This window comes from Mycobacterium sp. 1164966.3, from assembly GCF_001665395.1.
Taxonomy (GTDB): domain Bacteria; phylum Actinomycetota; class Actinomycetes; order Mycobacteriales; family Mycobacteriaceae; genus Mycobacterium.
Genome location: NZ_LZSG01000001.1, coordinates 48,458 through 67,417, shown reverse-complemented (window position 1 = coordinate 67,417; position 18,960 = coordinate 48,458). Strand labels below are relative to the sequence as shown.

The following is an 18,960-nucleotide window of genomic DNA, read 5'->3' as shown; positions in this document are numbered from 1 at the left end:
ACGTCGCGTGCGGACGACAACCCGGTCATGCACCACGTGAAATACACGGTCTCGGCGGACCATCCGATTTACGCCGATATCTACTACCTCGACCAGGAACCGCAGCAGTTCTCCGACTACAGCCACAACCCGTACCAGTTCGTGCCGAACATCCATGCCGACCTCGCTCCGGGCAAAGCATGGAGTTACGAACTCGATCTGGCCAGACCCGAAGTGTGGGCGGTGGTCACTGCCAGCACCGGTACTGAACCCGGCACGCCGCAGTTCCACTGCAATCTCACCGTCGACGGAAAGGTCGTCGTGTCCAAAGACGGCCCCAAGGGCGTGCTCTGCTCGTTGCGTAATTGGTAAGCGACCTACGGGCTAGGTGTCGGCACGGACCCAGGTCGTATGACCCGAGTTGGCCATGCAGACCAAGAACAGGCCGTCGGGCGCCTGCGCGACGTAATTCTGGAACTGGGTGCACTCGGCGCCCTCGTCTTTGACACCAGCCATCGGAGGTGACCGGAACCAGCGCGGCTCGTATCTTCTCGGCGAGCCGCAGAACATCAGCCGTCCCGGCTGCGAGGCGAACGAGACGTAATAGTCCGCTGTCCCGAAGACGTAATAGGTGGTGTTGTCACAGGGCGCACCGAGCACCTGATGCGGCATGATGCCGGGGGTGCAGGCGGGATAGTCGCACACGGTCGGCCCGGCGGACGCCGACGGCGCCGCCAGGACACTAGCACCGAGCAACGCGGCAGCTATCGCCACGATGAATCGCACTCCATTACTTTGCCACACCCAAAAACAAACTGAAAAGAAAATTGTCCCAATTCGAGAAGATCAACTGAGGCGCATAGCCGTCGGACCGGATCGCATTGGAACTGCGCCCCCACCCGGATGCCTGAAACGGCCGTATGACGCATCGTAAGAGCCACGGAAGCGGCTGCCGATTGCGGCGGAAAGCCTTTGTCGGGAAGTGATAAGCTGCTTCTCCGTGCACGATGCGGAGCGGCCAGGAGGGCATTATGAGGTCGCGGAAGCGTTCGCCGAAGGCGCCTGACACCGACCATTGTGATGACCGGGCGGACGTAACCGATCTCGACGGCCCAGAACCCGACTCCGGCGCCGAAACGCTCATTCCGGAAACCGACGCACAAGACGAAGTCGCCCAGGCTGAGGCGCGAGCTGAGGCGGCCCGGGCACGCCTGCTACGGCTGCGCCAGGCAGCCGATATCCCGGACGCGGGTGACGACGTCGAGCCGCGCCTCGGAGAGCGAACCCGGACGCGCCTGAGGCGCTTGCGCCGTCCCCGGCGGCCGCGGTGGTTGCGCCGTCCCGGACGGAAAGCGGTAGCTGTCAGTGCCAGCATCGTGCTCGTCTCCGCGTCCCTCGGCGCGAGCGGCTACATGGTGTGGCAGCACCGCAAGATCATGCACAACAGGCAGCTCGTCGCCGAGTATTCTGCCGCTGCGCGACAACGGGTCACAACGCTGATGTCGATTGACGCCAACCATGCCAAGGAGGGCTTCCAGCGCATCCTCGACGCCTCTACCGGCGACCTCAAGAAACAGATGTCGGTGATGGCGGGCCTCATGGCCAAGCAGGCGGAGGATTCAAAGGTCAGCAGCACGGTGACCGTGCAAGCCGTCGCCGTCCAATCGGTGAGCGACAATTCGGGAGTCGTGCTTGTCGCGGCGAAATCCGATGCCACGGGGCCGGATAACGCCAAGCTGCCAACGGCCTTGTGGCGCATCAGCGTCAGTCTCACTCGGGACGACGGTCAACTCAAGATGTCGAAAGTGGACTTCCTGCAATGACTGTCAAGCATGACTCGTCGCCAGACAGCGCCGAAACAGTGATTGACGGGATGGGGTCCACGTCTGCCGACGAGGACACGGGTGCACCCGCTCGCCTGCGATCGGCTCTTCGTGGTGCGCTGGTCGTAATGCGCCGCTGGGCCCGCTGGTGTTTGGCGAGGTGGCTTTCCGTAGTCGCGACGGTGTTGGTCCTGGCCGCGGTGGGAGCGGCTGCCGGGTTGTTCGTCAAGTGGTACCGGCCGGATCGCCAGATCGACGATGCGGCGGCACACCAGGCGATTCAGGCCGCGTCAGAAGGCGCCGTAGATTTGTTGTCCTATTCCTACACCTCTCTGGACCGAGATTTCGCCAAGGCGAAATCACATCTCACGGGCGACTTTCTGGCCTACTACAGCAAATTCAGCGACGCGCTCGTCGCACCGGCTGCGCAGCAAGGACAACTCACTACCACCACCAAGGTGATTCGGGCCGCCGTTTCGGAGCTGCATCCCGATTCCGCTGTCGTTCTGGTGTTCGTCGACCAGACCACGGCAAGCAAGCAGAAACCGGATCGCGCCAAGGCCGACAGCAGCGTCCTGGTCACGCTGAAAAAGGTCAACGGTTCGTGGCTGATCGCGAAGTTCGACCCGGTCGCATGAGCCCGGCAAATCTTCGGTTCGAACAGCTGTCTAGTCGGCCGATGCGGTGTAACGTGATCGCTCGAGAACGCTGCAACCGACGCCTGAGCATTGCGATAGGTGCTGTCGGATTATGCGAGTCGAGGAGTACCTGATGCGTTCAGTTGGACCACTCACCGCAGTAACGCTGTTGTCTGCCATGGTATTCGGCGGTCTGGGTACGGCATCCACAGCCCAGGCAACCACCAAGGAAGATGTGGCCATCAACGGGACGTACCGCGCAACGTCGATCGGCGATTGGGCCAAGACCAATGATCAATACAACGGTGAGCCGACCGTCATCCAGACGTTGACGATCAGCTCGTCATGCGTCACATTTCAGGAATGCCACGGCACGGTGACAAGCGACCAAGGGTGGACCGCGCCAATGTATATGCTTGACGGCACCATGTGGTACGTGAAACGCGATGTGCCGAACTGGGAGCGGTGCGAGGACGGTACCGCGTACACCGGGCTGCAGACCTTGTACTTCTATCCGGTGAACTCGTACGGCGAATTCACCCTTGGGTCACCAACTTTCGCCGGAAAGGACAAGACCATCGGCCCAAGCGGCGCTTGCGGTCAAAACAGGTCGCTCGGTGTAGACATGCCGTTACGCCTGGACAAATTGTCCTGACCTGAGGTCCAGTGGGTCGCGGCCGCGTCGTCTAGGACGGCTTCAGCTGGGCAGCATCTCCCGCCAGGACTTGGGCGCTTTCGTGGTCACGAGATCCGACTGCTGGTACAACTTTCCGTCCGGACCGACATAGCGACCAGTACGCGAGTCGTACCGAGCGAACGCGACCGACGGCCCCGGATGAGGCGCACCGAACGAGCTAGGGGCAGCCTTCGGCCCGCCACCGTTGCCCGCGGGACCCGCAGGAGGGGGTGGCGCCGGTGCGCTGGGGGGCGCGGGAAGCTCCCCCGGTGCCGGCACGTCGAGCGGCGCTATCGGTATGGGCGGCAGGTCATCCGACATCGGCGACATGGGGGCCAGCGGGACTCCCGAGGACGGCAACGGCGGCGCGGCGTATCCCGGTCCAGGCGGTCCATAGGCGCCCCGCGGACCCGGCGGTGTGCCCCGCGGCACCGCCCCAGGCGGCAGCGGAGTTCCCTCGATCGGCCCAAAGATCCTGTCGTTGACGGTAACCCGGTCATCGGGCGGGATGCCCTGGGAAAGCAAGTTGGGATCCAGCGGGGAGGGACCGAGAACATGCTGGCGCATCGACAGCGGCATGTACGGCTGGTCGCTGTTGCAGATTTCGACGGTGGGAGCGCGCTTGCCCGGGTGCCCCATGCAGGGATAGTTACGGGCTCCGCGAACCGAAAGTGGGGAATCCTGCGGGAGTTTGCAATACAGCCCGTCCGGAGTGTCGATGTCGCTGGTGTCGTCCGGGGATCGCCATTGGCTGGGTGGCAGAAACCCGACCGTGCAAATAGGCGGATCATCGATCGTGAGTGCGAAGTCGCCCTTGGCCATACCGTCCGTATTGTGCGTGGGGCCGGCAACTTCCTCGATGGCAACCGCCGACGGCAGCAACACCAGCAGCTGCTCCAGCGACGGGTGGTAGGTGACGCCGATCTGCCCGATGGTAGTCAGGTTGGCAAGCAACACCGGCAGCGTCGGCTTGATTTGTTCGAGCAGCCGGGACGCTTCGTTTGCCGCTTCAGGACCGTTTCGCAGCAAGGTGCGAATGCGGGAATCGTCGTTTGCGAGCACCTCCGAGATGCCGGCGAGGCTACGGGCCCATGTTCTGATCGAATCCGTGGTGCGTGCTTGCGAATCCAGCAGCGGCCCAGTGTCTTCGGTGAGGGTCCGAGTGCGATCGACGACGCTCTTGGCGTCGCGGGATATCGTCTCTGTGGAGTCGATCAGTGACCCCAAATCGAAACCGGATCCGTTGAAGGCCTGGAAGGACTCGTCAAGCAATTGGCCGAGTTTGGTCTTCGGGATGCTGTTGACCAAGGCACTGACCTGATCGAGCATCGGCCCGACCGCTTGCGGAATCGTCGTGTCGCGCATGGCGATCACTGAGCCGTCGTGCAGGTAGGGCGGCGAATCGGTTCTGGGCCGCAGGTCCACGTACTGTTCGCCCACCGCGGACACGCTGAGCACCTCCGCTTTCAGGTTCGCGGGAACCTTGGGCGAAGTACTAAGCGACAGCGTCGCTTTCGCGCCGTTCGGTGTCAAACCAACCGAGGTGACCTTACCGATCTGCACCCCGCGATAGGTCACATTGGAGAAGCGGTACAGGCCACCGCTGGCCGGTAGCTCCAGCGTGACCGTCATCCGACCGATGCCGAGCAGCGTCGGCGCTTGGATGTAGAACAGGACCATCGCGATCACACCGATGATCCCGACGACCGCGAAGATCGCCAGCTGGATTCGGACGAACCGCGTCAGCATCTATCCGCCGCCTTCCGTCGGTGCTGCAGGTGGCGGAGGCCCGGGCAGCGGGGCAACCGGCGCAGGCCCAGGCGACGGGACGCCGGCCGGCGGAGGCCCGGGCGGTGGAGGCCCGGGCGGCGGGGCACCCGGCGGCGGGGGGCCAGGCAGCGGCGCCACCCATGGCGGCCTCACCCCGGCATGCAATGGATCAAGCGTGTAATTCAGGTAATACGGGTCCCCGGGCGCCGGTACCAAAGGCTGGTCCAGCTGACCCCAATGGGTCCCCAACATAAGTCCCCGCTTGAGCCGTGGAATCGTCAGGTCCAAATCGACGTGCAGGTTGAAGTAGTCGCCGCGGACGGCTCGGTCGACGAAGTTCTGGGTGAACGGGAAAACGAACGCGGCCGCGAGCGCCGTGTCGAGCTCCGGCCCGACGTCGGCAAGCGCGCCGATGGTCGGCTCCAAGTTCTTCAGATTCGTGACCAGGTCAGCCTGGGAGTCGTTGATCAGCCGGGTGGCGGTGTTGCTGAAGACGCGAAGTCGGTCCAGGGCGGTCGTCAGGCGCGGCCGCTCCCGGATCAGCACATCCAGCGCGGGCGGTATCTTGCGCAGGGCCTGGGTGAGAACGTCGCGTTGTCCGGCGAACGTGGCAGAAAGCCGGTTCAGCGCCTGGATGGAGGCGACGATATTGTCCCGCTGTTGGTCGAGCGTTCCCACGAAAGTGTCCAGGCGAGTAAGCAGATCGCGTATCGCACCCTCGCGCCCGGACAGGGCCGCGGAGAAGTTGTGGATGATCTCCCCGATCTGTCCAAGTCCTCCCCCGTTAACCACTGCGCCCAGCGACGACAGCGTCTGCTCGGTCGACGGGTAAGCCGATGACCGCCTTAGCGGGATGGTGGCACCCGGCGGGAGCGGTTTGCTTTTCGGCGGGGGCTTCCCGTCGGGCCCGAGCGGGGTATTGAGCTCCAGATGCATTGACCCCAGCAGGCTGGTCTGACCGACGCTGGCTTCCACGTTGGGCGGGACTTCGACGTCGCGCTTGACGGAAATCTCGACGTTGGCGATCCAGCCTTTTACCGGGTCGCGGGCCACTCGCATGGTGCTGACACTGCCGACGACGACATCGTTGATCAGCACCGGCGAATTGGACTCCATCGTACCGACATTCGGGATCTCGACGTGGTAGATATTCGCCCCCGGCCCGCGTCCTTCCGCCCCAGGCAACGGCAACGAGTTCAGGCCATGGAAGGCGCATCCCGTCAGCGTCAACGCGGCGCTGGACGCAATGGCCAGCACCCGCCGCCCCGCTGCCCCGGCCCGGGCGGTCATGGTTGCGTCCCTTCGGCCGGCAGCAGCCCGCTCGGTGCCGCCGGTGGTGGTGGCGGGGGCGCTGCCATCGGTGTCGAGGGTGGAGGCGGCAGCGGCATCGCCGCGCCCGGTATCGGCGCCGGCGGCACCGCCCCCGGCGGTCCGACGGGGTCACCGGGCAGACCGGTGTAGGCCGACACCGCGGGCGGGATCTCGGGCGGTCCGGGTTTCGGGCCCTCCCCGCCGGGCGCGAGTCGGGCTTCGGTGTACAGGATCTTGGACGGGTCTATCGACTTCTGCAGGAATATGTTGATGGGAAATGGCAAATTGTTGAAGTTCAGCAGGCGCAACCCGGGACCGAGGAACAGGGCACACAGCTTGGCCGCTTCGGTCGAGGTGACAGTCTCGAGGGCCGCGGTTTGCGAGCAGCCCGGAACGGGCAACGGAACGAACAGCCCGCCGAACGTGGGATTCGCGAAATCCATTATGCCGAAGCCTCCGACGATTGTTCCGGTGTCGGCGTTGTAGTCGTTGAAGAAGTTGCCGAGCGCGTTCGGCGCCCCGTGCAAGATGTTCTCCAGCGCCATGTGCTTGTCGACCAGGATCTGCGTGACATCGGCCAACCGGGCAATCTGCTCGCTGGTCTGGTCGCGAGTACCGGCGATGAATCGCTGCACCTCGCCAACCGCCGTCGACAAATCGGTCAGTGCCGCGTCCAGGTCGGATCTACTGTCGTTGACCACGCTGGATAGCGTGGCCAGGCGGTCGTTGAACTGGACAATCTGGGTGTTGCTGTCGCGGAGCGCGGTGACGAAGGTCTGCAGATTCTTGATGATGTCGACAATGTTGCCGCTGCCGTTGGCGAGGATGCGGCCCACACCCGACAACTGAGCGAGTGTTTGCCGCAGCTTGTCGCCCTTTCCGCCGTCGAGTGCATTGGCGGCGCTGTCGATGAAACGCCCCACCGACGTGCCGGAGACACCACTTTGAGGTCCCAAATCCGTTGCCAGCCGCATCAATTGGGTTTTGACCTCGTCCCACTCGACGGGTACCGCGGTGCGTTCGACCGGTATCACCGCGCCGTCCGCCATCGTTGGGCCGCTGTTCCGGTAGGCGGGAGTGAGTTGAACATAGCGGGCAGCTACCAGGTTCGAGGCGACGATGACGGCTTTGGCGTTCGCCGGAATGGGCACATCCCGATCGACGTTGAGAGTCATCTTGGCTACGGTGCCCTGAGGTTGAATTGACTTGACGTTACCGACTTTTACGCCGGACACGCGCACCTCGTCACCCGAATAGATCGCGGTGGTGGTCGTGAAGTAGGCGGTAATGGTCTTCGGGCGGAAGTACGTATGGTGGATCAGCACGCCCGCGCCGACGAGTACAAGCACGACAAGTACGACGGCGATGATGAGTCGACTGCGCGGGATCCGAGAAATCATTGCGTTCCTCCGACTCTTCCGCCCAACGTGCACTCCGGACACACCGGAATGCCGTTGTACGGCCAGGGGATCAGAGTTCGCGGTACTGGCGAAGGGTAGCCCGGGCCGCGTGCCGTGTCGAAGTTGCGGAATCCCCAAAGGTAGTCAAGGAACGGTTGGAAGAGTTGCGGGATAGCCAGGTTCGGCACGAAGGCTGAGTAGGCGTACATGCTGGAGATAGCCTCGCCGACGGTGATCTGGAATTTGGCGAGACCCGGCAGTGCTTTTGAGATGTTGTCGCGGTTCTTCTCCAGCATCGCGGTCACCGAATTCAGCCTCTTGAGTGTCGGCGCCAATTTGCTTTCGTTGTCGTGCACCAATCCCGTCAACTGTTTGGCCACCACCGATGTGTTGGCCAGCAAGTCCACGATCTCTTGTCGGCGCGCCACCAGGACTCGGAGCAGATCGTCGGAGTTGAGGATGAGTTTGTTGACCTGCTGGCTGCGTTCGGACAGGACCCCGGTGACGTCGCTGGCACTCTTGAACAGGTCGCCCAGGGTCTTGTTGCGCCCGTTGAGGGTGCGTGACAACCGGGTGAGTTCGTCGAAAGTCGGCCCCAATTGGGGTGCGATCTGGTTGAGCGTCGCCGACAGCGTGTCCAACGACTGATTCAGCGTCGCGGTGCTGGTGTCGGCGGCGCTCGCGGTAAAGTCGCTGACCGCTTCCGTCAACGAGTACGGCGAGGAGGTGCGCGAGACCGGGATGAGGGCCATCGGATGCATCGTGCCGCTCCCGGCGGAGTCCAAAGTCAGCATCCGCTCGCCCAGCAATGTGCCGGTGCGGATATGCGCCGTGGTCTCCGACCCAAGCGGAATGTTTGCCTTGATCGTGAATGTCACCAGCGCATCGCCGTTGCGCAGTGCCACGTTCGACACGGAGCCGACTTTTATACCCGATACCGTCACGGGGTTGCCCGCCGCGAGGCCGCCGGCTTCGGAAAACAGCGCCTGGTATCGAACCGCTGTCGCCATCGAGATCAACCGCTCCGGCGACAAGCCCACCAGGATGACCAGTACGATCAGGACCGCGCCGATGAACCCGGCTTTGAAGAGCCCAGCTCCGTGATACTTCCGCATTAGGGTTCCGTGCACCTTCCGGCTTCTGACCTGAACCAGGGGGCTTTCACCGTCTTGCCCTGAAGATCCGTACCGCGGAGCGTTATCTCGCAGACGTAGTACGGGATGGTGGCGCCGAACACGCCGAGTCGGGTCAGCTTGCGATAGTTCTTCGGCGCCCTCCCGATTGCGGCGTCGAGGCGGTCCTTGTCCTGATCGAGTATCGGTGCCAGCCGACTCAACCGATCTATAGTGCCGGCCAACGGCGGCCGTACGCTGGTCAGCAGATCTGCCAGCGAGGCGGTTCCCCTGTCCAGAGAATCGATTGCGGCGCCAATGGTGTCGCGATCGTCCGACAGCCCGCTGACAAGCCGTTCCAGGCGATCGATCGCCTCGGAGAACTTGGTGCCGTCCTTGGACAGCGTGGAGACAACGACGTTCAGGTTGTCGATCAATTGCTGCACGGTTTGATCGTTGTCCGCCAAGGCGTTCGAGAACGACGTCGTCTTGGCGAACAGCGACTCCAGCGTCGCGCCTTGGCCCTGGAAGACGTGCAACAAGGCGGAGGTCAGCGCGTTGACATCCTGCGCATTCAGGCCCTGAACCACGGGTTTCAGTCCCCCGAGCAGCAGATCGAGGTCAAGTGCCGGCGCCGTGCGGTCGACGGGAATCTGACCGCCGGCCGGCAGACGTTTGGTCGAGCCCGGTCCATCGACGAGTTCGAGGTAGCGATCGCCTACCAGGTTGAGGTAACGAACCGCCGCCCGGGTGCCCTCGGTGAGGACGATGTTGCGGTCGGCGTCGAACTTCACCACGACTTTCTTGTCCGGCCGCAGCGAGACGCCGTTGACCGTACCCACCCGGATCCCGGCGACCCGCACCGACTGCCCGGTCTTGAGACGCGACACATCGGCGAACACCGCCGAATACTTGGTCGTCGCACCCGTCCGGTACTGGCCGAAGATGAAGAACAACGAGGCCGTCAGCAGCGCCATCACGACCGCGAAGATCGCGAACTTGATCAACGTAGCGCGCGTCCTCATCCGGGTTGTCCGACCTGAGCGGAGTTGCGGGGTGGGCCGGCGATCGGCCCGTACAACAACTGTTTGAGCAGATCGGAGTTGATCAGCAGCTGTGGGTTTCCGTACACCACGGGGTTGGCACCGATATCGGTAATCAGTTGCGGCGGATGCGTGTTGAACGGCAATCTCGGCAGCCCCAGGCATCGCGGGCCGCCCGTCGCGGCGACCTTGGGCAGGTTCGTCGGATACCGATAACGCTCGCCGCCCCACGTGAGACTCGCCGATATGTTGATGCTGGGCTCCGACAACGGCGGACCATGCGCGATCTCTACGAGACCGGCGAAACCGCAGGTGAAGACCTCATGGTAAACGTTGGTCAGATCGGTGGTCGGCACCAGCAAATGCAGCACATTCGTAAGCGCTTGACGGTTCGTCGACAAGACGTCGTTGCCGATGTCCGCCAAGCCAATTGCGCTGATCAGCAACGCATCCAGGTTGTGTTGCTCATCGACAATCGTCTGGCTGACCCGGGTCGCGTTGGCCGCTGTCCGCACCAGGTCCGGCGCCGCGTCGGCATAGGCGTTGGAGACCGCCGGTAAGACCGCGAGGTCATGCTTCAATGCGGGAAGGCTTGGCTCCAGCTCGGCCAGAAAGGAATCCAGGTCGCTCAGCGATTGGCCAAGTTGTGCGCCCCGGCCACTGAACGCCTTCGCCAGTGCGCCCAGTGTCTCGTTCAGCTTCGGCGGGTCGATCTGGGCCAGCACCGAAACCAGTTGCTGGAAAACCGTATTGATCTCGACCATGACGTGCTGGCCCTCTAGCGTCTGGCCCGCGTGCAGGCGCTGAGCTGAGGGTTCCGCAGGTGGCACCAGCTCAACGAACTTGGCACCGAACACCGTCGACGACGTGATCTCCGCAAGCACGTTGGCGGGAATGAATTTCAACTGTGACGGGTCCATCGCCAGGTGCAGAGCGGCCTGGCCGTTCGGCAGCGATTCAATCGAGTCGACCTTGCCCACTTGCACGCCGCGCATCTTCACCTTGGCGTCCGGGTTCATGACCAGACCGGCGCGCGGCGACATCAGGGTCACCGGCACGGAGGGGGTGAAGCTGCCTTGGAACAGACCTATCGAAAACGCGAAGATCGCGACGACCACCGCCACGGTCGCCAGGCCCGCCAGCGGGCGGACATACGATCGCGCGCCGAAGTGACGCCCCGGCGAGGCCGCGATCGGCCCTGCCGTGCTGGTGGTTTCGGACCGGTGAATGGGACCCGGCCCGAGATTTCCCGTCACTCTTCCGTTCCCATCTCTCCTATCCCGACAGATTGAAGTTGCCGTTGCTGCCGTAAATCGACAGCGAAACCAGCAGCGTTACGGACACCACGACGATGAGCGAAGTGCGCACGGCGTTTCCGGTCGCGTTGCCGACACCAGATGGCCCACCGGTAGCGAAATAGCCGTAGTAGGTGTGGATCAGCAAGATGGTGAGCGCCATGAGGACGGCTTGCAGGAACGACCACAACAAGTCGATCGGGTTCAGGAATGTATTGAAGTAATGGTCGTACAAACCGCTCGATTGGCCGAACAAGACCGTCGTGGTGAATTGGCTGGCGACGAACGACAGGATCACGGCGATGCTGTACAACGGCGTGATCGCGAGCATTCCGGCCAAGATCCTGGTGCTTACCAGATACGAGATCGGGCGAATCGCCATGCTTTCCAGTGCGTCGATCTCTTCGTTGATCCGCATGGCACCCAGCTGAGCGGTCACCCCGGCGCCGAAGGTTGCCGCCAGACCGATCCCGGCGACGACCGGTGCCGCGATACGCACGTTGATGAACGCGGCCAGAAAGCCGGTCAGCGCCTCGATGCCGATATTGCCCAGCGAGCTGTAGCCCTGAACGGCGAGCGTGCCGCCCGCCGCCAGCGTCAGGAAGCCGACAATCACGACGGTGCCGCCGATCATCGCCAAAGTGCCTGCGCCCATGCTGATCTCAGCGACCAACCGAATGACTTCGCGCCGGTAGTGCACCGCCGAGAACGGGATGCCGGCAAGCGACTTTCCGTAGAAAATCGTGTGATCGCCGATGCGACCGAAGACGCCGGCCGGCCGGTCGAGCTGGCGGAAAAGCCTGGGATACGCGGCTCGTAGCGTCATTGCGTCTTCCCCGTCACTTGGCCGTCATCTTGATGCCGACCGCGGTGACGACCACGTTGACGACAAATAGCGACATGAAGGCGTAGACCACGGTTTCGTTCACGGCGTTGCCGACGGCCTTCGCTCCCCCGCCGCTGATGATCAGGCCGCGATAGCAGGCGACCAATCCGGCGATGAGGCCGAAAAGCAGTGCCTTGACGCAGGAAATGATCACCTCGGGCACTCCGGTGAGCAAGGTGATACCCGCGGCGAACGCTCCGGGATTGACGTCTTGGACAAATACCGAGAAGCTGTAGCCGCCCAGGATGCCGATGATGACGACGAGGCTGTTGAGCAACAGGGCCACCAACCCGGAGGCCAGCATGCGGGGCGTGACCAAGCGCTGCACCGGATTGATGCCCAGGACCTCCATCGCGTCGATTTCCTCGCGGATGGTTCGCGACCCGAGGTCCGCGCACATCGCCGTCGCACCTGCGCCCGCCACGATCAGAACCGTCACTAGCGGACCGACTTGGGTGACCGCGCCGAACGCAGCGCCCGCACCGGACAGGTCCGCCGCGCCCAGTTCGCGCAGCAGGATGTTGAGCGTGAAGCTGACCAGGACGGTAAACGGGATGGCTACCAACAATGTGGGGGCAAGCGAGACTCGCGCGACAAACCATGATTGTTCCAAGAACTCGCGCATTTGGAACGGCCGCCGGAACGCGAACTTCACCGCGTCCGCTGACATCGCGAACAATCCCCCGACCGCCTGCATGGGACCCGAGAAGTCCCATTTCAATTTCAGCGACGGCAGTCCCGCCGACCAGCGATCGGCTCCCTTAGTCGCCACCGGCTCGAGATCCTTCCGGGATCTGGGCGGGCGAGGGTCCGTAATTCAACGCGCGCACACCAACTCCGTTGTGCGCCAAACCGGCTCCCATCCTCACGCCGGTCCTCCGTTCTCTTGCGTGAGTCGGCGCTCCGAGGCGATGCAGGCCGGCCACGCCCCCACGTCTTGCAGCGTGCGGCGATTATTACTCATGGCGAGTGCAGCCCGTGCCGAAACCGCATAACCGTTATCGCCACGGTGCACAGCCCTCCCACCCGGGTCCTGCCCCACAGAACGGACATTCGACTTGCGCATCTCAACCAGCTCCGGTCCTAGGTGACGGCGCCTGCCGTCTTGAGTTCGATAATGCGATCCCAGTCGAGCCCGAGTTCCATGAGTATGTCGTCGGTTTGCTCCGCGAATCCGGGTGCCGGACCGGTCTGCGGAGCCGCGACATCGAACTGGACCGGATTGGCGACCAACTCGAGTTCGCCTGCGCGCACCAAATATTCATTCGCCCGAATCTGCGTGTCGTCTGCCACTTGCAGGGTGTCCTGCACTGGCGCCCAGGGACCCGCGAGCGTCGCAAAGCGTTCGCTCCACTCGGCAAGCGTGCGGGTAGCAATGACTTTGGTCAAGATCTCCACGGCATCTGCGGTATTGGCGGCGATCTTGTCGACGGTTGCGAAACGGGGATCGTCGGCCAGGTCCGGCCGGTCGATGTGCCGGCACACGTCGGCCCAGAACTTGGTGGGCTGCATCATGACCAGGGAGATGTAGCGGCCATCGGACGTCGCGTACACGCCCACCAACGGATTAATAGGTGACCCATGGATACCGGGCGGCGGTGCCTCCAGTCGCTGACCCAAATGCTGCGTCAGCGCCACCGTGTGGCCCAGCGACCAGAGGCCGCTGCCCAGTAGCGACACATCGACAACAGACGGTTCGCCGGTGCGCTCCCGCTTGAGCAAAGCCGCCGCGATGCCACCCGCGAGATTGGTGCCGGAAATGGTGTCGCCATATGCGGGTCCCGGCGGCGCGATCATGCCCGGCATGCCGGCCGGCGTGATGGTGGCCGCGGTCCCGGCCCGGCACCAGAAAGCGGTCATGTCATAGCCGCCCTTGACGGATTCTGCGCCCCGGGGACCAAGCGCGCTGCCGCGCGCGTAGATAATCGTCGGGTTGATCGCCCGAATGTCGTCGACGTCGATGCCGAACTTTTCCCGGGCGTCGGGCAGGAAACTGGTCAGAAACACATCCGAGCGGCGAGCCAGCTCGTAGAGAACCTCCTTGCCCTGGGGCACCGACATGTCCAGTCCGATGCTGCGCTTGCCGCGGTTCGCGTGCTCGATGTTGGGATTGGGATCGCCTTCGACGCGCAGCATGCCGGTCTGGCGAAGCCCGCGCTGCGGATCGCCGGTCACCGCGTGCTCGACCTTCACCACGTCGGCGCCCCATTCGGCCAGCACGGCGCCCGCCGACGGGACGAACCCGTACATGGCGACTTCCAGTACCCGGATGCCCTCGAGCGGGTTCATGAGCGACCACCGGAAGCCGGCCCAGTCGGAACCGCAAATGTCTTGCGCTCCAGGAATTCTTCGAGGCCGGCTACCCCCATCTCGCGGCCGACGCCGGACTGCTTGAACCCGCCGAACGGGCTGTCCGCCCCGAAGTAATTGCCGCCGTTGATGGAAAACGAGCCCGTCCGGATCCGGCGTGCAACCGCGAGCGCCCGGTCCTGGTCACGGCTGAAGACCGCGCCCGCCAGCCCGTAGATCGAGTCGTTGGCGATGCGCACGGCGTCGGCGTCGTCTTCGAACGCGATGACCACGAGCACCGGTCCGAACACTTCGTCCTGCGCGATCTCACTGTCGGGATCGACGCCGGTGAGCAGGGTGGGCGCATAAAAGTAGCCGGGGTCCAGCCGCTTGCCACCGGTGACCAGGGTTGCCCCCGCGGCGACGGCCCGCTGGACCATGCCGTCCACCTTGTCCCGCTGGCGCTCGTTGATCAGCGGTCCCATGAACGTCTTCGGATCGCCCGGGTCGCCATGGCGCACCTTGGCGAAGTTCCGCGCAATCAGCTCGACGATTTCGTCGTGGTGCTGCCTGGGCACCAGCAGGCGCGAGGTGAGTGCGCATCCCTGGCCGGCGTGGGTGACCATGCTGAAGGCCGCGAACATGCTCGCCGCCGCGAAGTCGGCGTCGTCGAGCATGATCACCGCCGACTTGCCGCCCAGCTCCAGAAAGACCCGCTTGACGGTGTGGCTGGCGTCGGCCATGATCCGGCGCCCGACGGCCGTCGAGCCGGTGAACGTGATGACGTCGACGTCCGGGCTCGTGGTCAGGGCGGCTCCGACGGCCGGATCCGACGAACTCAAGACGTTGACGACGCCGTCCGGGATGTCGGTGTGGTTGGCGATCAGCTCGCCCAGCGCCAGCGTGACGAGCGGCGTGTCCGGGGCCCCCTTGAGCACCACGGTGCATCCGGCGGCCAGCGCCGGTGCCAGCTTGGCCAGCGCGAGCTGGTTCGGATAGTTGTAGGCGATGATGGCCCCCACCACCCCGGCGGCTTCCTTCTCCACCCAGCGGCGATGCCGCATACCGCGCGATTCCGTCTCGCCCAGGTCCTCGGAGAATTGATAGCGGCCCAACAGATCGGCGTAGAACCGCACAATGCCGATCGGCTCGTCGAGCTGCGCGCCGTGGGTCAGCGTGCGAGTGGCACCGACTTCGGCGATGGTCAGCTCACGCAACTCGTCGGCGTGAGCGAGCAGTGCCCGATGCAACTGATCGAGACAGCGGATGCGCAACCCGACATCGGTTGACCAGCTGGTCGTATCGAAAGCGTGCCGGGCCGCCGCAATCGCCTGTGCGGCCTCCTGCATGCCGGCGTCCGGCGCGTATCCCAAGACCTCGCCGGTAGCGGGATTGGTCGACGGGAACGTGCTGTCGGTGGCGACGAGCCGGCCGTCGATCAACAGCCGGCGGGCGGGCGAGCCGTCGGAGGAAGAAGCGGCCGCATCTGCTGCCGGCGGGTCCACAATGGTCGGACCCGCGTCCTGCGATGCCATTCAACCCCCCGCCGCGGTCACGATAATTTCATTCTCCTCATCGGCGAATCTTACATTCGACTCTCGAGAATTCAAGAAACTCTCAGGAAGGCGATAGGTCCCTTGACCTGCGCCGCAATCTGACAGCTGTCGAGTTAAAGGCACTTTCGCTGCAGGCTGCAGGCGGTTTCACGGTCGCCTTGCGAGGCCGTTCGGCGTGAGAGTAAGGTTCTCATAATTGTAAGGGCGGTTCTTTCCAGCGGAGACGCCGCCGGTCGCCGTAGGGGTTTGGGTGTTGCAGACGTGAAGACCAGCATGAAACCAGCATGAAGACCGCACTAGTCACCGGAGGCGGATCCGGCATCGGTCAGGCCGTGGCGCGGCGGCTGCGCGCCGACGGTCTCGACGTGGCCACCGTCGATCTCAGACCTTCCGACGACGACCTGGCTTTCACCGCCGACGTCACCGAACGCGCCCAGGTAGACGCCGCACTGTCGGCCATTCACGACCGGTTGGGGCCGGTCACGGTGCTGGTCAACGCCGCCGGCCTGGATGGGTTCAAGCGCTTCAACCACATCACCTTCGAGGACTGGCGACGGGTAATCGACGTCAACCTCAACGGCGTCTTCCACATGATCCAGGCGGTGCTGCCCGACATGGTGGAGGCCGGCTGGGGACGCATCGTCAATATCTCGTCGTCGAGTACGCATTCCGGTGTGCCATACATGGCCCACTACGTGGCGGCCAAGTCCGCGGTCAACGGCCTCACCAAATCGCTGGCACTCGAGTACGGGCCCAGCGGTATCACCGTCAACGCCGTGCCACCGGGATTCATCGACACCCCGATGCTGCGCAACGCGGAGTCACAAGGGTTTCTCGGCGACGTCGAGCAGAACATCGCCCGGACGCCCGTCCGCAGGATGGGCAAGCCGGAAGACATCGCCGCGGCCTGTGCATTTCTGGTGTCCGAGGAAGCCGGCTACATCACCGGTCAGATCTTGGGTGTTAACGGCGGGCGCAATACATAAGGCGATCTAGAAACGTAGACCGTTCTAGAACGGCGAGACCATCTTTCGCAGGAGACACCATGAAGGTCTGGGTTGATCCAGAACGTTGCCAGGGCCACACCTTGTGCTCGATGATCGCTCCGGATTCCTTCCAGCTCAGCGACATTGACGGCAGTTCGTCGGCCGTCGACGAAGAAGTGCCGCCAGAGCAACAGGACCAGGTTCGGGAAGCCGCGCACTCCTGCCCCGAGCAGGCCATCCTCATCACTGACGAAACATAAAGGGAGACAACACGTTGAGTGTCGACGATATCGTCAGCGACAGCGATCGGAAGAAGCATCGCTACCACTTCGACAGGCACACCGCGGAATACCGATCGCAGTTCAAGGCGATCACCGAGGAAATGCATGCCAAGTGCCCGATGGCCTGGACCGACACCTACGGCGGGCACTGGGTCGCGGCCGGCAGCCATGAGGTATTCGAGCTGGCCCGGTGTCCGGCAGTGTCCAACGACCATGACATCCACGGCGAACGTCGTGGCTACAAAGGCATTTCGATCCCAACGGCCAGCCGTGTCAACGTCGTCCGGGGCGGCATCCTGGAAATGGATGATCCAGAACACCGCACCTACCGCACGGTGCTGAACCCGTATTTGTCCCCCGCCGCGGTCAAGCGCTGGGAGCCGTTCATCGACGACATCACGCGTGCCTGCCTCGACGAGAAGATCGAGGACGGCCGCATCGACTTCGTCGACGATCTGGCCAACATCGTTCCCGCTGTGCTGACTCTGGCGATGCTCGGCATCCCGCTGAAGAAGTGGAATATGTACAGCGAGCCGGTCCATGCCGCGGTGTACACACCCGAGCACTCTCCGGACATCGAGCGCGTCACCGAGATGCACCGGCAGATGGGGCTCGACATGGTCAACAACATGATCGAGATCCGTCAGAACCCGCGACCCGGCGTGGTGAATGCTCTGCTGCAGATGCGGATCGACGGCGAGCCCGCTCCCGATCTGGAAATTCTGGGGAATCTCGGGCTGGTCATCGGCGGTGGCTTCGACACCACAACCGCGCTGACAGCCCACTCGCTGGAATGGCTTTCGGAAAACCCCGATGAGCGCGAGCGCCTGCGGCGAAACCGCGACTCCCTGCTCGACCCCGCGACCGAGGAGTTCCTGCGTTACTTCACGCCGGCGCCCGGGGACGGCAGAACCTTCTCCGACGACGTGGAACTTGACGGCGTTCAGTTCAAAGAGGGTGAGCGGCTGTGGATCTCATGGGCCATGGCCAACCGCGATCCGATGGTCTTCCCGGATCCCGACAGGGTCGTCCTCGACCGTAAGGGCAACCGGCACTTCAGCTTCGGTATCGGCGTGCATCGCTGTATCGGATCCAACGTGGCGCGCACGGTATTCAAGTCCATGCTGAACGCGGTACTCGACCGCATGCCGGATTACCATTGCGACCCCGCCGGCGTAGTGCACTACGAGACCATCGGCGTCATCCAGGGCATGCGCAAGCTGCCGGCCACGTTCCCGCCCGGCCCGCGGGTAGGCGCCGGTCTCGACGAGACACTCGACAAGCTGCAGCGCATCTGCGACGAGCAGGAACTCGCCCGGCCCGTCACCGAACGTAAAGAGGCCGCGGTCATCGACTAGGTAAAGCGTGAGCCCGCTGACGGCCCGGATTTTTTTGAGTAGGCCTGGTCAACGCCACCGCCCCCTATATTTGGAACAGTGCGGAGATGGGAGATGCGTCGGTGAAGACATTCGCATTCAGCGTGGCGTTGGCCATGACCGCGTTGACCCTTACGCCCACAGCCAACGCGGAAATGCAGGTGGGCGACTACAGGGTGGACACCAACCGCGATCCCGGGCACAGCTGGCTTTTTTTGATTCGAGCGTGCGTTTCTCACACACCGGACTGCGTACGCGTCCAAGCGATACCCCAACCCAATGGGCAGGCGGCGTGGTGGGCCGAAGATGCTCATCTGTCCAACGGCACCTACACCCTGACCGTCGACGTGCCTGATGGTGTGCGCTGCGTGGTCCAGTTCTTTCCCTCGCACGATGTCTACACGTGGGACGCGGTCTCACTGGCCGGTCAGGTGGTCTCCACATACGACACTGGGTGCGGCGGCGGACCGGGGGGCAGCGACACCTACCCCTTCTCGCTCGTGCGATGGTAGCCGCGAAACGAGCTGAGTGGACGACGA

Annotated in this window: 19 protein-coding genes; 8 read left to right on the top strand and 11 right to left on the bottom strand. The window is 63.6% G+C overall.

What is annotated here, in order from left to right; genetic code table 11:
* Positions 1–27 precede the first annotated feature (27 nt).
* A complete protein-coding gene (locus A9W99_RS26730; protein ID WP_082929757.1) occupies positions 28–351 on the top strand; it encodes a hypothetical protein in 324 nt (107 codons plus the stop codon).
* A gap of 12 nt (positions 352–363) precedes the next feature.
* On the opposite strand, the gene A9W99_RS00230 is transcribed toward A9W99_RS26730, so the two are convergent.
* On the bottom strand, positions 364–765 hold the full coding sequence (locus A9W99_RS00230; protein WP_253869491.1) for a hypothetical protein: 402 nt from the start codon (positions 763–765) through the stop codon (positions 364–366).
* Positions 766–1,010: 245 nt separating this feature from the next.
* On the opposite strand from A9W99_RS00230, the gene A9W99_RS00225 reads away from it, so the two are divergent.
* From A9W99_RS00225 to A9W99_RS00215, 3 genes are all read left to right on the top strand, one after another.
* A complete protein-coding gene (locus A9W99_RS00225; protein WP_067372333.1) occupies positions 1,011–1,802 on the top strand; it encodes a hypothetical protein in 792 nt (263 codons plus the stop codon).
* The gene (locus A9W99_RS00220) at positions 1,799–2,440 is read left to right on the top strand and encodes a hypothetical protein (RefSeq protein WP_067371641.1); all 642 of its coding nucleotides are present in this window, start codon (positions 1,799–1,801) and stop codon (positions 2,438–2,440) included. The genes A9W99_RS00225 and A9W99_RS00220 overlap by 4 nt, the downstream gene beginning before the upstream one ends.
* 133 nt (positions 2,441–2,573) lie before the next feature.
* On the top strand, positions 2,574–3,095 hold the full coding sequence (locus tag A9W99_RS00215) for a hypothetical protein (RefSeq protein ID WP_067372330.1): 522 nt from the start codon (positions 2,574–2,576) through the stop codon (positions 3,093–3,095).
* 42 nt (positions 3,096–3,137) lie between these two features.
* Here A9W99_RS00215 and A9W99_RS00210 read toward each other — a convergent pair whose 3' ends face one another.
* The 10 genes from A9W99_RS00210 to A9W99_RS00165 all read right to left on the bottom strand — a co-directional run bounded on the left by A9W99_RS00210 (position 3,138) and on the right by A9W99_RS00165 (position 15,757).
* Complete coding sequence (locus tag A9W99_RS00210) at positions 3,138–4,865, bottom strand: MCE family protein (protein WP_067371639.1); 1,728 nt, start codon at positions 4,863–4,865, stop codon at positions 3,138–3,140.
* The gene (locus tag A9W99_RS00205) at positions 4,866–6,176 is read right to left on the bottom strand and encodes an MCE family protein (protein ID WP_067371636.1); all 1,311 of its coding nucleotides are present in this window, start codon (positions 6,174–6,176) and stop codon (positions 4,866–4,868) included.
* Positions 6,173–7,597 (bottom strand): MCE family protein, encoded by a 1,425-nt coding sequence (locus A9W99_RS00200; protein WP_067371632.1) that lies wholly within the window; start codon positions 7,595–7,597, stop codon positions 6,173–6,175. The genes A9W99_RS00205 and A9W99_RS00200 overlap by 4 nt, the downstream gene beginning before the upstream one ends.
* The gene (locus A9W99_RS00195; protein WP_067371630.1) at positions 7,594–8,712 is read right to left on the bottom strand and encodes an MCE family protein; all 1,119 of its coding nucleotides are present in this window, start codon (positions 8,710–8,712) and stop codon (positions 7,594–7,596) included. Before A9W99_RS00195 ends, A9W99_RS00200 begins: the two co-directional genes overlap by 4 nt.
* Positions 8,712–9,734: an MCE family protein gene (locus A9W99_RS00190; protein WP_067371627.1), complete on the bottom strand. Its 1,023-nt coding sequence runs from the start codon at positions 9,732–9,734 to the stop codon at positions 8,712–8,714. Before A9W99_RS00190 ends, A9W99_RS00195 begins: the two co-directional genes overlap by 1 nt.
* Positions 9,731–11,008 (bottom strand): MCE family protein, encoded by a 1,278-nt coding sequence (locus A9W99_RS00185; protein WP_172828777.1) that lies wholly within the window; start codon positions 11,006–11,008, stop codon positions 9,731–9,733. Before A9W99_RS00185 ends, A9W99_RS00190 begins: the two co-directional genes overlap by 4 nt.
* Positions 11,009–11,027: 19 nt before the next feature.
* Complete coding sequence (locus tag A9W99_RS00180) at positions 11,028–11,873, bottom strand: ABC transporter permease (RefSeq protein ID WP_067371625.1); 846 nt, start codon at positions 11,871–11,873, stop codon at positions 11,028–11,030.
* A gap of 13 nt (positions 11,874–11,886) precedes the next feature.
* Complete coding sequence (locus tag A9W99_RS00175; RefSeq protein ID WP_067371622.1) at positions 11,887–12,705, bottom strand: ABC transporter permease; 819 nt, start codon at positions 12,703–12,705, stop codon at positions 11,887–11,889.
* 311 nt (positions 12,706–13,016) lie between these two features.
* Positions 13,017–14,222 carry a CaiB/BaiF CoA-transferase family protein gene (locus A9W99_RS00170; RefSeq protein ID WP_067371619.1) on the bottom strand — a complete coding sequence of 402 codons (1,206 nt, stop codon included), beginning with the start codon at positions 14,220–14,222 and terminating at the stop codon, positions 13,017–13,019.
* Entirely contained in the window at positions 14,219–15,757 is a 1,539-nt protein-coding gene (locus A9W99_RS00165; protein ID WP_067371616.1) for an aldehyde dehydrogenase family protein, read from the bottom strand. The genes A9W99_RS00170 and A9W99_RS00165 overlap by 4 nt, the downstream gene beginning before the upstream one ends.
* Before the next feature lie 305 nt (positions 15,758–16,062).
* On the opposite strand from A9W99_RS00165, the gene A9W99_RS00160 reads away from it, so the two are divergent.
* The 4 genes from A9W99_RS00160 (at position 16,063) to A9W99_RS00145 (ending at position 18,933) form a co-directional block, all read left to right on the top strand.
* The gene (locus tag A9W99_RS00160; protein WP_067371612.1) at positions 16,063–16,764 is read left to right on the top strand and encodes an SDR family NAD(P)-dependent oxidoreductase; all 702 of its coding nucleotides are present in this window, start codon (positions 16,063–16,065) and stop codon (positions 16,762–16,764) included.
* A 59-nt stretch (positions 16,765–16,823) separates the two neighbouring features.
* A complete protein-coding gene (locus A9W99_RS00155) occupies positions 16,824–17,024 on the top strand; it encodes a ferredoxin (protein WP_067371610.1) in 201 nt (66 codons plus the stop codon).
* 14 nt (positions 17,025–17,038) lie between these two features.
* A complete protein-coding gene (locus A9W99_RS00150; protein WP_067371607.1) occupies positions 17,039–18,403 on the top strand; it encodes a cytochrome P450 in 1,365 nt (454 codons plus the stop codon).
* 86 nt (positions 18,404–18,489) lie between these two features.
* Positions 18,490–18,933, top strand: a complete 444-nt coding sequence (locus tag A9W99_RS00145; protein ID WP_082929739.1) for a hypothetical protein — start codon at positions 18,490–18,492, stop codon at positions 18,931–18,933.
* The last annotated feature ends 27 nt before the right edge of the window (positions 18,934–18,960 follow it).

Excerpts from the sequence above, each read along its gene's own strand:
- A9W99_RS26730 (WP_082929757.1), top strand. The coding sequence starts at position 28 with ATGCACCACGTGAAATACACGGTCTCGGCGGACCATCCGATTTACGCC.
- A9W99_RS00225 (WP_067372333.1), top strand. The coding sequence starts at position 1,011 with ATGAGGTCGCGGAAGCGTTCGCCGAAGGCGCCTGACACCGACCATTGT.
- A9W99_RS00220 (WP_067371641.1), top strand. The coding sequence starts at position 1,799 with ATGACTGTCAAGCATGACTCGTCGCCAGACAGCGCCGAAACAGTGATT.
- A9W99_RS00215 (WP_067372330.1), top strand. The coding sequence starts at position 2,574 with ATGCGTTCAGTTGGACCACTCACCGCAGTAACGCTGTTGTCTGCCATG.
- A9W99_RS00210 (WP_067371639.1), bottom strand. The coding sequence starts at position 4,865 with ATGCTGACGCGGTTCGTCCGAATCCAGCTGGCGATCTTCGCGGTCGTC.
- A9W99_RS00205 (WP_067371636.1), bottom strand. The coding sequence starts at position 6,176 with ATGACCGCCCGGGCCGGGGCAGCGGGGCGGCGGGTGCTGGCCATTGCG.
- A9W99_RS00200 (WP_067371632.1), bottom strand. The coding sequence starts at position 7,597 with ATGATTTCTCGGATCCCGCGCAGTCGACTCATCATCGCCGTCGTACTT.
- A9W99_RS00195 (WP_067371630.1), bottom strand. The coding sequence starts at position 8,712 with ATGCGGAAGTATCACGGAGCTGGGCTCTTCAAAGCCGGGTTCATCGGC.
- A9W99_RS00190 (WP_067371627.1), bottom strand. The coding sequence starts at position 9,734 with ATGAGGACGCGCGCTACGTTGATCAAGTTCGCGATCTTCGCGGTCGTG.
- A9W99_RS00180 (WP_067371625.1), bottom strand. The coding sequence starts at position 11,873 with ATGACGCTACGAGCCGCGTATCCCAGGCTTTTCCGCCAGCTCGACCGG.
- A9W99_RS00170 (WP_067371619.1), bottom strand. The coding sequence starts at position 14,222 with ATGAACCCGCTCGAGGGCATCCGGGTACTGGAAGTCGCCATGTACGGG.
- A9W99_RS00165 (WP_067371616.1), bottom strand. The coding sequence starts at position 15,757 with ATGGCATCGCAGGACGCGGGTCCGACCATTGTGGACCCGCCGGCAGCA.
- A9W99_RS00160 (WP_067371612.1), top strand. The coding sequence starts at position 16,063 with ATGAAGACCGCACTAGTCACCGGAGGCGGATCCGGCATCGGTCAGGCC.
- A9W99_RS00155 (WP_067371610.1), top strand. The coding sequence starts at position 16,824 with ATGAAGGTCTGGGTTGATCCAGAACGTTGCCAGGGCCACACCTTGTGC.
- A9W99_RS00145 (WP_082929739.1), top strand. The coding sequence starts at position 18,490 with ATGGGAGATGCGTCGGTGAAGACATTCGCATTCAGCGTGGCGTTGGCC.